This is a genomic window from Stenotrophomonas sepilia (genome assembly GCF_003244875.1).
GTDB lineage: Bacteria > Pseudomonadota > Gammaproteobacteria > Xanthomonadales > Xanthomonadaceae > Stenotrophomonas > Stenotrophomonas sepilia.
On record NZ_LXXZ01000040.1, the window covers coordinates 155,547 to 170,170 of the forward strand.

At 67.9% G+C, this 14,624-nt stretch carries 9 protein-coding genes; 4 read left to right on the forward strand and 5 right to left on the reverse strand.

Translation table 11 applies throughout. The features are described from left to right. Positions 1–126 precede the first annotated feature (126 nt). From ptsP to A7X97_RS07290, 4 genes are all read left to right on the forward strand, one after another. Positions 127–2,640 carry a phosphoenolpyruvate--protein phosphotransferase gene (gene ptsP / locus A7X97_RS07275; protein WP_111007732.1) on the forward strand — a complete coding sequence of 838 codons (2,514 nt, stop codon included), beginning with the start codon at positions 127–129 and terminating at the stop codon, positions 2,638–2,640. Next, a complete protein-coding gene (locus A7X97_RS07280; protein WP_088497163.1) occupies positions 2,637–3,593 on the forward strand; it encodes a 1-phosphofructokinase family hexose kinase in 957 nt (318 codons plus the stop codon). The genes ptsP and A7X97_RS07280 overlap by 4 nt, the downstream gene beginning before the upstream one ends. A gap of 86 nt (positions 3,594–3,679) precedes the next feature. Continuing rightward, positions 3,680–5,386: a PTS fructose transporter subunit IIC gene (locus A7X97_RS07285; protein ID WP_111007733.1), complete on the forward strand. Its 1,707-nt coding sequence runs from the start codon at positions 3,680–3,682 to the stop codon at positions 5,384–5,386. A 14-nt stretch (positions 5,387–5,400) separates the two neighbouring features. Further along, positions 5,401–6,654 carry a carbohydrate porin gene (locus A7X97_RS07290; protein WP_072167072.1) on the forward strand — a complete coding sequence of 418 codons (1,254 nt, stop codon included), beginning with the start codon at positions 5,401–5,403 and terminating at the stop codon, positions 6,652–6,654. 113 nt (positions 6,655–6,767) lie between these two features. Here the strand turns inward: A7X97_RS07290 and A7X97_RS07295 are convergent, their stop codons facing one another. Genes A7X97_RS07295 through A7X97_RS07315 form a run of 5 tightly spaced genes read right to left on the reverse strand, consistent with a single transcriptional unit; the run spans position 6,768 to position 14,591 of the window. Continuing rightward, positions 6,768–7,613 carry an aldose epimerase family protein gene (locus tag A7X97_RS07295; RefSeq protein WP_088497160.1) on the reverse strand — a complete coding sequence of 282 codons (846 nt, stop codon included), beginning with the start codon at positions 7,611–7,613 and terminating at the stop codon, positions 6,768–6,770. Next, entirely contained in the window at positions 7,603–8,640 is a 1,038-nt protein-coding gene (locus A7X97_RS07300) for a glycoside hydrolase family 43 protein (protein ID WP_181503426.1), read from the reverse strand. The genes A7X97_RS07295 and A7X97_RS07300 overlap by 11 nt, the downstream gene beginning before the upstream one ends. A gap of 16 nt (positions 8,641–8,656) precedes the next feature. Further along, on the reverse strand, positions 8,657–10,141 hold the full coding sequence (locus A7X97_RS07305; RefSeq protein ID WP_072167075.1) for an MFS transporter: 1,485 nt from the start codon (positions 10,139–10,141) through the stop codon (positions 8,657–8,659). Between the two features lie 59 nt (positions 10,142–10,200). Further along, entirely contained in the window at positions 10,201–12,900 is a 2,700-nt protein-coding gene (locus A7X97_RS07310) for a glycoside hydrolase family 3 protein (protein ID WP_111007734.1), read from the reverse strand. Then, the gene (locus A7X97_RS07315; RefSeq protein WP_111007735.1) at positions 12,897–14,591 is read right to left on the reverse strand and encodes a glycoside hydrolase family 43 protein; all 1,695 of its coding nucleotides are present in this window, start codon (positions 14,589–14,591) and stop codon (positions 12,897–12,899) included. The genes A7X97_RS07310 and A7X97_RS07315 overlap by 4 nt, the downstream gene beginning before the upstream one ends. Positions 14,592–14,624 lie beyond the last annotated feature (33 nt).

Genomic DNA, 14,624 nt, shown 5'->3' on the forward strand with positions numbered 1-14,624 from the left:
GGGCCGGACGGCCCTCCAGCACCATGTTAGCGCCAAAGGACTATTGGATTTTTGTGCACTGCACATTGAAATGGCGAGTGGGAACGTTCCCAATACGTCCCAGCCACCCCTTCCGCGGAGCCCCCTTTGTCGCCCCAGACCTTCCCTTCCCCGGCCAGCCGGGAACTGATCCGCCTGGACGCGCGGGCGCAGGACAAAACCGATGCCATTGCCCAGGTCGCGCAGATGCTGGTCGCGGCCGGCTGCGTGGCGCCGGGGTACGAAGCCAGCATGGGGCGGCGCGAAACGCTGGCGAACACCTTCCTTGGACACGGCGTAGCAATCCCGCACGGGCTTGGCGAGGACCGCCATCTGGTGCACCGCGATGGCATCGCCGTGCTGCAGTTGCCGCAAGGCGTGGAATGGAACCCGGGACAGGTCACCCGTCTGGTGGTCGGCATCGCTGCCCAGTCGGATACCCACATCACGGTGCTGCGCCGCTTGACCCAGCTGATCCAGGACGAGTCCACGCTGCAGCGGCTGTTCACCACCACCGAGGCGGGCGAGATCGTGAACGCGCTGGCCGGCGATGTTGCGATTGCCGCCATCCACGCGCCAGCGGTGGATCTGGCCGAGCGCTTCGAATGGACCATCGCCTACCCCAACGGACTGCACGCCCGTCCTGCCACGCGCTGGGCCGAGACGGCGCGCGGCTTCGCGGCCCGCGCGCAGGTCCGCGCAGGCGATCAGGCGGCCGATGCCAAGAGTCTGGTAGCGCTGCTTCAGCTCGGGCTGCGTGAGGGCGATGCTGTGCGTGTTTCTGCCGAGGGCGCCGATGCCCCCGCGCTGCTGGCTGCGCTGCGCAAGGTCATGGATGGATTGGTCGCACAGGAAAGGGCTGATGCCGAGCGTGCAGCCCAGCGCAAGGCAGCAGCCCCTGTCGCCGGGTGGAAACCACCCGAAGCGCAGGCGACGATCATTGGCATCGGCGCCAGCCCCGGATTGGCGATCGGCCCGGTGCATGTGCTGGCCAGCACGCAGGCGGAAGTCACCGACCGTCCTGCCCCGCTTGGCGAGGGCGGCGCACGCCTGCAGGATGCACTCGGCCGCACCCGCCAGCAGCTGGCCGCCCTGCAGGACGACACACAGCGCCGCCTTGGCGCTCCGGATGCGGCGATCTTCAAGGCGCAGGCCGCGCTGCTCGACGACACCGACCTGATCACCCGCACCTGCCAGCTGATGGTCGAAGGCCATGGTGTGGCGTGGTCATGGCACCAGGCCATCGAGCAGATCGCCTCCGGGCTGGCGGCGCTGGGCAATCCGGTGCTGGCCGGGCGCGCGGCGGACCTGCGTGATGTCGGCCGGCGCGTGCTGGCGCAGCTTGACCCTTCTGCTGAAGGTGGTGGCCTGGCGGATCTGCCGTCGCAACCGTGCATCCTGATCGCCACAGATCTCTCGCCTTCGGATACCGCCAATCTCGACACCGGTCGCGTGCTCGGCCTGGCCACCGCGCAGGGCGGGCCGACCTCGCACACCGCCATCCTCTCGCGCACGCTGGGCCTGCCGGCGCTGGTGGCCGGCGGCGCCGGGCTGTTGGCGATCCAGCCAGGCCGCGAAGCGATCCTGGACGGCAGCAGCGGACGGCTCTACCTGTCCCCCTCCGAAGCCGATCTCGCCTCGGCACGCGAATGGATCGCCGAACAGCAGCAGATCCGCGAGCGCGAAGCCGCGCAACGCGCGCAACCCGCCCAGACCCCCGACGGCCACCGCATCGACATCGGCGCCAACGTCAACCTGCCCGACCAGGTGCCACTGGCACTGGAACAGGGTGCGGAAGGCGTCGGCCTGATGCGCACTGAGTTCCTGTTCCTCGAACGTGGCAGTACGCCCAGCGAGGAGGAGCAGTACACCACCTATCTGGCGATGGCCAAGGCACTCAACGGCCGCCCGCTGATCGTGCGCGCGCTCGACATCGGCGGCGACAAGCAGGTGGCGCACCTGGAACTGCCACGCGAGGAGAACCCGTTCCTCGGCGTGCGTGGCGCGCGCCTGCTGCTGCGCCGCCCTGACCTGCTGGAGCCGCAACTGCGTGCGCTGTATCGCGCCGCCAAGGACGGTGCACGCCTGTCCATCATGTTCCCGATGATCACGTCGGTGACCGAGCTGGTCGCACTGCGCGCCATCTGTGAGCGCCTGCGTGCCGAGCTGGAGGCGCCGGTGGTGCCGATCGGCATCATGATCGAAGTGCCGGCTGCCGCCGCTCAGAGCGACGTACTGGCGCGCCATGCCGACTTCTTCTCGATCGGCACCAATGATCTGACCCAGTACGTGCTGGCGATCGACCGCCAGAACCCGGAACTCGCCGCCGAGGCCGACAGCCTGCATCCGGCGGTGCTACGCGCGGTCCGCGCCACGGTTGAAGGCGCACGGCTGCATGGGCGCTGGGTCGGCGTCTGTGGCGGCCTGGCCGGCGACCCCTTCGGCGCCATGTTGCTGGCTGGCCTGGGCGTGGACGAACTGTCGATGACTCCGAACGACATCCCGGCGGTGAAGGCGCGCCTGCGTGGCACCGCGATGACCGAACTGCAAGCGCTGGCGAGCACCGCACTGGGGTGCGAAACCGCCGAGCAGGTGCGCGGCCTCGATGGAGCGCGCGCATGACTGCCCGCGCCGTCACCGTGACCCTGAACCCGGCCATCGACCAGACCGTGCGCCTAGCCCGCCTGCAGCCAGGCCGCGTGCATCGGGCCGGCAGCTCCCGCGACGACGCAGGCGGCAAGGGCATCAACGTGGCGGCCTGCCTGGCCGACTGGGGCGTGCCGATCACCGCGCTGGGTGTGCTGGGCGACGGCAACGACGGCGTGTTCCGCACGCTGTTCCGCGAGCGGGGCATCATTGACGGCTGCCTGCGCGTTCCGGGCCATACCCGCACCAACATCAAGCTGGTCGAAGAGGCCAACGGCGAAACGACGGACATCAACCTGCCGGGCCTGGCCGTGGACGCTGCCGATCTGAACGCGGTGTCGCGCCAGCTCGGCGCCCTGCTCGCGCCCGGCCTGCCGGTCGTGCTGTCCGGCAGCCTGCCGCACGGACTGCCGGCCGATGCATGGGCGCGGTTGCAGGCGCAGGCCGGAACGGCCGGTGCGCGCGTGCTGCTGGACACCAGCGGCGATGCGCTTGCAGCTGCGCTGGACGGCGCGCGGGGCGCGCTGCCCTACGCCATCAAGCCCAACCGCCACGAACTGGAGGCCTGGACCGGCACGTCGCTGCCGGATCGCAGCGCACTGCGCGCTGCAGGCCAGGCCTTGGTCGAACGCGGTGTCGCACTCGTTGCCATCTCCATGGGGACCGACGGCGCGCTGTTCATTGATCGCGCCGGCGCCCTGGTCGCGCGACCGCCGCGTCTGGCCCAGGGCAGCACGGTGGGCGCCGGTGATGCCATGGTCGCCGGCATCGCCGCCGCGCTGTTGGAGCGCTCCCTCGACCTCGCCGCCTGTGCACGACTGGCCACGGCGTTCTCGATGAGCCGGCTGGATAGCGGAGACGCGCGGCGGCTCGATCCGGCGCAGGTGCGCGCCGGGGCCGGCGATGTACTGATCGAGCGGTTGGATTGAAACACCTGCCGGAGGAGCAGCGGTCGGCTTCGGGCCACCCGCGATGCCTCCGGCAAGGACGAACCCGAAGCATTCCAGGAGTTCCCATGCACGCTTCCACCGTAGTCATCGCCGCTGGCGAACGCAGCATCGAGGCGGTACTTGCCGCCGAGGCTCTGCGTCGCGCGGCCCGCCAGCGCGGGCTTGAGCTGATGATCGAAATCCGCAGCGACCAGGGCGTGACCGGCGCGCTGCCCGCCTCGGACGCCGCCTCCCCGACCCAGCTGCTGCTGGTGGGCGATGGCGAGGCAGACATCGCACGCTTCGGCAATGCCCGGATCGTGCATGCCAGCCTGGGCGAGGTATTGGACGATCCGGTCGCCGCGCTTGCACCGCTCGCAGCTGCGCCGGCCAGTGCCCCCGCCACCGGGGCTGGCAAGCGCATCGTTGCCGTCACCTCCTGCCCCACCGGCATCGCTCACACCTTCATGGCAGCAGAAGGCCTGCAACAGGCTGCCAAAGCGCTGGGCCATGCGATCCGGGTTGAAACACAGGGCTCGGTCGGCGCGCAGGATGCGTTGAGCGATGCGGAAATCGCCGCTGCCGATGTGGTGCTGATCGCCGCCGACCGCGAAGTCGATCTTTCGCGTTTCGCAGGCAAGCGCCTGTTCAAGAGTGGTACCAAGCCGGCGATCAATGACGGCCAGAACCTGATCCGCAAGGCGCTGGCCGAGGCCGGCGTGCACGCGGGGACAGCGGCTTCGGGCCGTACCGCAGAAAGGAACAAGAGCACCGGTCCTTACAAGCACCTGATGACCGGCGTGTCGTTCATGCTGCCGTTCGTGACAGCCGGCGGCCTGTTGATCGCCCTGGCGTTCGCACTCGGCGGCATCTATGCCTTCGACGACGCACACAAGGGGACGCTGGCCTGGTCGCTGTTCCAGATCGGCGCCAAGTCCGGTTTCATGCTGATGGTGCCGGCGCTGGCCGGCTACATCGCCTACTCCATCGCCGACCGCCCCGGCATCGCGCCCGGCATGATCGGCGGGCTGGTTGCGGTCAACATGGACGCAGGTTTCATCGGCGGCATCCTGGCGGGCTTCATCGCCGGCTATGGCGTGCACTGGATCAACCGTGCGCTGCGCCTGCCGCGCAGCCTGGAAGGCCTCAAGCCGGTGCTGATCCTGCCGGTGCTGGGCACGCTGCTGGTCGGCCTGCTGATGATGTACGTGATCGGCACGCCGGTGGCCGCACTGCTGGCCTGGCTGACCGACTGGCTGCGCGGCATGGAGGGCAGCAGCGCGATCCTGCTCGGTTTGCTGCTGGGCGGCATGATGGCCGTTGACATGGGTGGACCGGTAAACAAGGCGTCCTACGCCTTCTCCACCGCCCTGATTTCCAGCCAGGTCTACACGCCGATGGCGGCGACCATGATCGGCGGCATGACGCCACCGCTGGGCATCGCGCTGGCGACGTGGTTGTTCAGCAACCGCTTCACTGCCGAGGAGCGCGGCACTGCCGGTGCCGCCGGCGTGCTCGGCCTGAGCTTCGTGACCGAGGGGGCTATTCCCTACGCGGCACGCGATCCGCTGCGCACCATTCCTGCGCTGATCCTCGGCTCGGCCGTGGCCGGTGCGATCTCGATGGCCGCAGGCGTCGAGTTGAAGGTGCCGCACGGCGGTGTGTTCGTGCTGCCGATCCCGAACGCGGTCACCCATCTTGGTGTCTACCTGCTGGCGCTGTTGGCCGGCGTGGCGGTCACCGCGATTGCACTGCGCATCCTCAAGAAGCCGGTCACAGCCCCCACCCTGTAAAAGGAACCCCGCCCATGACCTGCCCTTCCTGCCGCCTGGTGCCGGTAGCGATCCTGCTGACCCTGCCCTCACTGGCCGTAGCTGCCAACGCGAGTGATGTCTTCACTCCCAAACTGGCTTACACCGGCGAGGCGGCCGCCACGCTCGATGGTGGCAAGCGCAGCGGCACCGCTTACGCCGGCCAGCTGATGTTCGGCGCCGATGTTGACCTCGACGCTGCGTTCGGCTGGCGGGGGGCCACGATCAAGGCCTATGGCATCAATCGCCACGGCACCAACCTCGCCAACAGCAGCACCGGCAACAGCACCTCGGTGCAGGAAATCTACGGCGGCCAGGGGACCCGCCTGGCCAACCTGACCCTGGAACAGAAGCTGTTCAACGACCGGCTGGTGCTGGAGGCCGGTCGCAGCGTCGCCAACATCCACCACCTCGGGTCGGAGCTGTGCCAGTACTTCCAGGGCAACTCGGCGTGCGGCAACCCGACCTACGTTTTCCGCACCAGCAACTTCACCTGGTGGCCGGTGTCGAGCTGGATGGCCGACGCCACGGCCTGGGTGACGCCCGATGTCTATGTCCGCATCGGTGCCTACCAGGTCGATCCCAGCCAGGCCGAGGATGGCCAGCATGGCCTGAAGTGGAATACGAACCAGGCCACCGGCTGGATCGTGCCCTACACGATCGGCTGGCGCAGCCCGGCTTCGGCACGACTGAAAGCCCGCTACGAACTCGGTGGCTGGCAGGACAACTCGACCTATCGCGATCCGCTGCGCGATGCCAACGGCATTCCCGCGCTGCTCAGTGGCCAGGAGTACGCGGCACGCCACGGTCGCTCCGGTGCGTTCGCGCGCTTCGAGCAGCAGCTTACCGGCGATGGCAATGGCCGCGGCCTGACCCTTTTCGGCGCCGCGCTCAAGGGTACCTCCGGGCAGCTGATCGAGGATCACTTCCTGCAGGCCGGGCTTGTGCAGAAGGGCACGTTCGCCCGCCGGCCGCAGGACAGCATCGGCTTCGTCGTCACCCGGCAGAAGTACAGCGGCATCGCGCTGGAGAACCTCCGCCTGGCCCGCGCTGCCGCCGGCGGCAGCGGCACCCCGCACGGAAGCCAGGTGATGATGGAGCTGAGCTATGGCATCCAGCTCACCCCGCAGCTCAGGATTGCACCGAACCTGCACTACATCGTGCATCCGGACCCGTTCAACGAACCTGCGCGGCAGCGGGACCTGCCGAATGCACTGATCGCGGGCATGCGGGTTGACTGGAACCTGTAGCAGATGGCACGTGTCGGTCAGGCGCAGCCCGTGTCAGGCACCAGGGTCCACAACCGGTCCAGGCGGCGTACCGATACTCCGGAACCAGGGCGATTGCGGGCCCTGGCCGGGCTTCAGCTGCTGTCCGCCACCCACGCCAGTTCGAACGTCAACGCGAGGCGCTGGCCAGGCTCCAGCCGGTGCGGTGCCAGCGTGAAGCCGTCCGGCGGGCCACTCTGCGGTTCGACACAGGTGGCGTGCGGCGCAGCGTCGTAGACCACCCAGTGGTCGTGGTCCGACCTCAGCCGCAGGCGTTGGCCTTCGCGTACCAGCGTGATGTCACCGTCGGCAACGAAGCAGTCATCCCAGGGGCCGGTGGTGGGCTCCACGTGGGGCAGCGTGGCAATACCTTCCCTGTCCCGCGGATACATCGCGCGAGGATTGAACAGCAACCGGTCCGGCTTCCTGAACCAGGGGTGCCAGCCCAGCACCGCCGGCATCGCCTGCTCGCCGGCCTGGACCGAAAGGCGCAGCTGCAGGGTGTGCCCCTGCAACCGCAGTTCCAGCATGGCAATGCCACCGAAGGGCCAGTAGCTGTCGCGCGGCAGCTGCAGCGACACCTCGGCTGCGGCCGCATCCAGCCGGTCGATCTGCCAGGGTCGCGAGAAGCCGACCCCATGGATGGCATGCCCGTCGAAGTTGAGCGGCAGCCGATGCGGCATGCCGTCAAAACGGAACTGTCCACGGCGGATGCGCCCGGCCCACGGCACCATCGGGTAGCAGCCCCAGGCGATCGCCGCCGCCCCGGTCTCCTGCGCGTCCACCAGCCATTCCACGCCCCGGTAACGTAGGTGCGCGATGCGCCCGCCCGCCGCTGCGGCGAGCGCAACCTCCAGTTCGCCGCATCTCAGCCAGTGCAGCTGACCGGCCGGCAGCGGGGCCAGCGCATCATCCCTCGGCAACATGTGCTCAGGCCCCATAGGGATTGATCGTGCGGATGCTTCCGTCCGGCTCCATGTGCAGCGGCGTGCACTTGGCCGAGCGCAGGTGGGTAATGCCGCCGGACATCAGCGCATCGTGATAGAACAGGTACCACTGGCCCTGGAACTGGCAGATGGAGTGGTGGGTGGTCCAACCGACCACGGGGGTGAGGATCACGCCAGCATAGGTGAACGGCCCGTACGGGCTGTCACCCACGGCGTAGCACAGCTGGTGGGTGTTGCCAGTGGAGTACGACAGGTAGTAGCGACCCTGGTACCTGTGCAGCCACGGGCCTTCGAAGAAACGGCGCGCATGGTCGTCCGCACGCAGCGGCTGGCCATGCTCATCCAGGATCTGCACTTCGCGGGTGGGTTCGGCCAGCTCGGTCATTCCAGCATCCAGGCGGCCCACGCGCGGCCCCAGGGCCGGCGCGCCGCCCTCGGGTTCCTCGTGCGCTTCGCTGTACTGGTTGTCACGATACTTCTGCAGCTGCCCGCCCCAGATGCCACCGAAGTACAGGTAGTGGCTGCCATCGTCGTCTTCGAACACGGCCGGGTCGATCGAGTACGCGCCCTTGATCGGCTCCGGCTGGGGTGCGAACGGGCCCTCCGGTCGCGCACCGATTGCCACGCCGATGCGGAACCGGCCCTCGGCGTCCTTGGCCGGGAAGTACAGGTAGTAGCGGCCATCGCGACAGGCGGCATCGGGAGCCCACATCTGTTTCCGCGCCCACGGCACGTCGCGCACGTGCAACGCCATGCCGCAATCCACGGCCGCGCTATCGGGCGTATCCATCTTCAGCACATGGTAATCCTGCATGCCGAAGTGGCCGCCTTCATCGTCGAATGGCTGGCCACCGTCGATGTCGTGCGACGGATAGATGTACAGGCGCCCCTCGAATACGTGCGCCGAAGGGTCGGCGGTGTAGATGTGGGTCACCAGCGGTTGCGAAATGGCGTGTGCGCTGAGCTGCGCGAGACGGGCTTCGCTGGCCTGGCCGTCTTCACCGGCAGAGAGGTCGATCATGGTTGTCATCTTGGCGTTACGCGGAGGCGTCGGCGGAACGGCGACGCAGGTGGAGATCCTGCTCGATGCGGGTTTCCGCGCGCTTGTCGATCCGGTAGAAGAACAGCAGCGCCACGGCGAGCAGGAACGGAAGGGAGCAATAGACGCTTACGGTCAGGCGGATGCCCTGCACCACGGCCTCAGGCTGCTGCACCAGGCCTGCCTGGTAGCCGTAGTGGGCAAGGATCGCGGCGACCAGCGCGCCGCCGACACTGAGGCCGATCTTCAGGCCGCACAGCATCGCCGAGAAGATGATCGCCGTTGCCCGGCGATGGTTCTTCCACTCGGAGTAGTCCGCAACGTCCGCGATCATCGCCCACAGCAGCGGGATGGTGATGCCATAGCAGAAGCCATGCAGCATGAAGGCAGCGAAGGCCACCGCCACGCCCGTGGGTGGAAACAGGTAGAAGGCAAGCAGGAACAGGGTCGAGACAAACAGGGCGCCACCGAAGACATCGCGCTTGCCGAAGCGATCCGCCAGCCGCCGTGATGCACCAATACCCAGGATCATGCAGAGGATGCCGCACGCGTTGAACAGGCTGAACGCCGAGGTGGCCGCGTCCTTCGGCCAGGTGAACGCCGCGAAGCCGGCGCTGGCCAAGGCGCCATTCAATGCACGGATCAGGCCGTTGAAGCCTGAGTTCTCCAGGAAACCGGCCAGCGCCGCTTCGCTCATGTAGTACTGGAAGTAATAGATGTAGGTGCCGCCTTTCAACGCCAGGTTGATGAACACCAGCACGGTCAGGGCCAGCATCACCTGCCACGGGCGGTTGTGCAGCAGGTCGGACAGGTCCTGCACAATGCCGCCGGTCTGCTCGCGCGTCGGCACGATGCGCTCGCGGGTGGTGGCGAAGGTGATCAGGAAGAACACTGTTCCGATCAGTGCGAAGGCGGTCATGACCTGTTCGAAGCCGCGCACCCGGTCGCCGTCACCCAGAATCAGCACCAGCGGCATCAGCAGCACCTGGATGATGAACTGCGCGATCATCACGGCCACGAAGCGGTACGCCGAAAGGCTGTTGCGCTGGGCCATGCTGCCGGTCAGCACGCCGCTCAGCGCCGAGTACGGCAGGTTGTTCGCGGCGTAAACGCAGACCAGCAGCGCGTAGGTGCCCAGTGCATAGATCACCTTTCCGCGCTCGCCCAGGTCCGGGGTGCTGAACGCCAGCAGGGACAGTACGCCAAAGGGGATGGCCGTCCACAGGATCCACGGGCGGAAGCGGCCCCAACGGGTGGACGTTCGGTCAGCCGCAATGCCGATCAACGGCGTGAACACGAAAGCTCCCAGCAGGCCGACCACAAAGATGATCGTGGCCGCGGTCGCAGCTGGCAGGCGGTAGACGTCGGTGTAGAAGAATGCCAGGTAGGTGATCAGGGTCTGGAAGATCAGGTTGGCGGCGAGATCGCCCAGGCTGTAGCCGAGCTTCTCGCGTACCGATAGCGCGTGTTCAGTGCTTGCCATGCAGCGGACGTCCTGGAAAAGGAATCTGGTCGAAGGGGAACCGATGCCAACGAGGGCGATCAGTCATGCGCGGGCACCACGCTGAACCTGCCCTGCGCACGTATATCGGCACTGGACGCCCCTACCCTGACCTCGTAGGCACCGGGCTGCACCGCGTACGCCGCACGCGCTTGGTCATAGTGGCGCAGGGCCTGCGCCGCCTGCAGGGTGAACGTCACCGTGCGGCGTTCGCCCGGGGCCAGCTGGACGCGCTGGAAGCCACGCAGTTCCTGCACGGCATCGCCGCTGCCGGCGTGTTCGCGCCGCACGTACAGCTGTACCACTTCATCACCGCTGCGTGTGCCCGCATTGGTCACATCCACCGTCACGCCCAGGCGGCCATCGGCGCCGATGGTGTCCGCATCGAGGCGGAGCGCTCCATAATCGAAGCGCGTGTACGAGAGTCCGTGACCGAACGGATACAGCGGCGTGCCGCGGAAGTAGCGGTAGGTGCGGCCCTCCATGGCGTAGTCGTCGAATGCCGGCATCACTTCGCCGGCCTTGTAGAACGTGACCGGCAAGCGACCCGCCGGATTGACGTCGCCGAACAGCGCCTGGCCGACGGCGGTGCCGCCGCGCTGCCCGGGGTACCAGCTCATCAGGATCGCCGGCAGATGCGCCTGCGCCCAGTCCACGGCGATGGCTGAGCCGCCGGTGAGTACCATCACCACCGGCTTGCCGGTAGCGTGCAGGGCCTCCAGCAGGGTGCGCTGCGGCGCGGGCAAGCGCAGGTCGGTACGGTCGCCACCGGCAAAACCCGGATAGTTGACCGTCATCTCCTCGCCTTCGACATCGCCGGTGAGTCCACCAACGAACACCACCACATCGGCCTCCCGTGCGGCATCGAGCGCTTCATCGAACGGCGCCTTGGCACCGGGCATGCGCCACCCCAGGCGCACGCCGGCATCGCGCTGGTCGTCGTAGTACTCCAGCTTCAGGTCATAGGCACGCCCCGCCTGCAGGTCGAGTTCGACACCCTCGGCATGCAGGCGATCCGTGTTCACCCAGTGATCGATCACACGCTTGCCGTCCAGGTACAGACGGTAGCCATCATCGCCGGCCACCTCCAGCCGGTAACGACCGGACACGGGGGGCAGCAGCTGGCCACTCCAGCGGATGCTGAAGCGGTCGTCGGGAATCCCCTGCCCCGGTGCCGCTTCGCCGCGTGCCAGCAGGTTGTCGGTCGGCGAGCCGCGGTCCCAGCGGAAGCCGATCTGCGCATCGGTACGTACCAGGGCCGGAGTGCCAGACAGGTCGGGCGTGCGGAAGTACTCGCCGCGCAGGCCGCGCTCGGGCGAGTCCGCTGAGGGCCGCAGGAAGGTCGGCTCGATCAACGGCGTGGCACCGGGGTCATCGCGGCCCTCCACCAGGTCGACGCCACGCGCATACCGCACCTCAGCGCCCTTGGCCGCCTCGCGTATGCCCTGCAGGATCGTGACCGGCGCGGCCGGTGTGCCGAAGTAGTTGCCGAGCAGCGCCATGGTGTCGTCGGCGGTGGGTCCAACCACGGCAATGCGCCTGGTGTCGCGCGACAGCGGCAGGATGCCATCGTTCTTCAGCAGCACCAGCGATGCCTGCGCGGCCTTCAGGGCAAGCGCATCATGGGCCGGCGCCTGGTTCACCGAGGCCGGAATGCGCGCCCAGCGCACCCGCTCCGGCGGATCGAACATGCCCAGGCGCATCCGTGCGGTGAACAGGCGGGTCACCGCATCGTCGATCTCCGCTTCGCTGATCAGTCCCTGGCGCACTGCCGCAGGCAGCGTTGCGTACTCCTGGCCGCATTCCAGCTCGGTGCCGTTCCTGACCGCCAGCGCCGCGGCGGCTTCGCGCGTGGCAACGATATGGTGGTGCTTCCAGATGTCGACGATGGCCCAGCAGTCCGAGACCACGTAGCCCTTGAAGCCCCAGTCGCGTCGCAGCACATCACGCAGCAGGAAACGGCTGGCGCTGGCGGACTCGCCGTACACGCGGTTGTAGGCGCCCATGACCGCATCCACTTCGCCTTCCTTCACCAGCGCTTCGAACGCCGGCAGGTAGGTGTCATACAGGTCGCGCCGGCTCGGGCGTGCATCGAAGTGATGGCGGTCGGCCTCCGGGCCGCTGTGCACGGCCAGATGCTTGGCGGTGGCGTCCAGCTTGCGGTAGACGGGGTCGTCGCCCTGCAGGCCGCGTACGAAGGCCACGCCCATGCGCGCGGTGAGGTACGGATCCTCGCCATAGGTCTCCTGTCCGCGCCCCCAGCGCGGGTCGCGGAAGATGTTGACGTTCGGCGACCAGAAGGTCAGGCCCTGGTAACGGCCATGCGCGCCTTCTCGGAGGAACTGGTGGTGCTTCGCGCGGGCCTCGTCGCTGATGGTCGTGGCCACCTGCCCCATCAACGGTACATCGAAGGTCGCGGCCAGGCCGATTGCCTGCGGAAACACCGTGGCCTGCCCCGCCCGTGCGACGCCATGCAACCCCTCATTCCACCAGTCGTAGGCGGGCACTCCCAGCCGTTCGATTGCCGGTGCAGCATTCTGCATCTGCGCGGCCTTCTCTTCCAGGGTCATCTGCGCGACGAGTGCGGCGGCCCGTTGCTCGAAGCTTGCCGAGGCATCCAGCCAGGGCCGTGGCGCGGCCGCGGCCGCGGACGCCGCGGCCGCCACGCAGGTGAGGACGAACAGGGTAGCCCGGCCACGCCACGTGCGGCGGCGGGTCCTGGACGAAATCGACAGTCTCATTTGCTTCTCCCGGTGCGCTCGTCGCGCGCGAAGGGACCCAGCAGTGCGCCCACGAAGCCGCCTGCCCGGTCCGTACTCAGAACGGTGCCGTCCACGTCGCCTGCGAGCAGTTGCCAGCCCTGCCCGTCGCCGGTGTCGAACGAGAACGCGTAGGCGCCCTCGTTGCCGGCAATCTTCAGGCGCAGTGCTGCAGACGCCGGCACGTCATGGCTGGCCAGCGTCCGCGTGCTGCCCCCCCCGTCACACGCTTCGAGAAAGAGCGAGAGGCGACCCCCGCCAAGGTCACGAACGCCGAGGAAGTACCAGTACGCCTCGCTCTGGAACGCCGCCAGACCGGCGGCGACACCGGGGGCTGGCGGGGTCATCGCGGTGCTCGCCTCGAAACGCAGGTGCTGCTGGCGCCGGCCGAGAAATGCCGGATTGCGCAACGTGTCCAGATCCTCGGCAAGCGGGTGCACGGCCAGCATCCCGGGGCGCTTGTGCAGGTCAGCCCAGGCATGCCTGGGCACGCGCACGCGCAGCCACTGGCGATCGAGCGCTGGGCCATCAAAATTGTCGCGCGCCACGAAATTGCCGGTCGACGGGGCCTGCGATGCCTCGCCCTGCATCCATGACGGCGCCTTGGCCACGTAGGGAATGGCCTGGTCGGTCGGCAGGATCTGCGGCCAGCCATCCTGCCATCGCACCGGCAACAGGTAGGTCTCGCGCCCGGTGTTGTAGTGGCGCTTCTGATAGTTGCGGCTGGCCAGGAACACCGCCCACCACGAGCCATCCGGGCCTTCGACCAGGTCGGCGTGGCCGGCATTGGTGATCGGCAGCGGACGGTTGTCCGGCAGCTCGCGCTGGGTCAGGATCGGATTGCCCGCATAGGGAACGTAGGGTCCCCACACCGCGCGGCTGCGCAGCACCACCTGCGAATGCTGCGGCCCGGTACCACCTTCAGCGTCGGACAGGTAATACCAGCCCTCCCGCTTGTAGATGTGCGGTCCCTCGATCCAGATCGGATTCTTCGCCGGCTCCACGCCTCCATCAACCAGCACCCGGCGTGGCCCAACCGGCTTGAACGCCGGCAGATCGATCTGCTGCATCCAGATGGCGCGGTGCCCGTCGTAGCGCGGCGGACCGGGCGGTGCATCGTTGTTGATCAGGTAGACCTTGCCGTCGTCATCGAAAAACAGTGATGGATCGATGCCATCGATGCCGGGCAGCCAGTGCGGATCGGACCACGGCCCGGCCGGGTCGCGCGCCGTGGCAATGAAGTTGCCACCGCTGTCGGTGGCGGTGGTGACGACGTAGAAGGTGCCGTCGTGGTACTCGATGGTGGGGGCGAAGATGCCGCGCGACACGCTCAGCCCGTCGAAATCCAGCTGCGTGGGGCGGTCAATCACGTTGCCGATCTGCTTCCAGTGCACCAGGTCAGCACTCTCGAACACCGGAATGCCCGGGAAGTAGGTGAAGCTGGAATTGACCAGATAGAACCGGCCGTTCGCGCGCACGATGCTGGGATCGGCATGGAAGCCGGCCAGTACCGGATTGCGGTAGTGCCCGGCCGGCAGCGGCACTTCAAACGCCTGGTCATTGCCGCGGTACTCGAACCAGTCGAAGTACACCGGCGGAGCGTCCGGCGGCGCGCTGGCCCGGGCGGCTGCGGCCGACAGCAGGAACACTGCCGCCAGCAGCCGGCGCGCCATGGATCTCAGGCCGGCCCTGTCGCGGGCCACAGG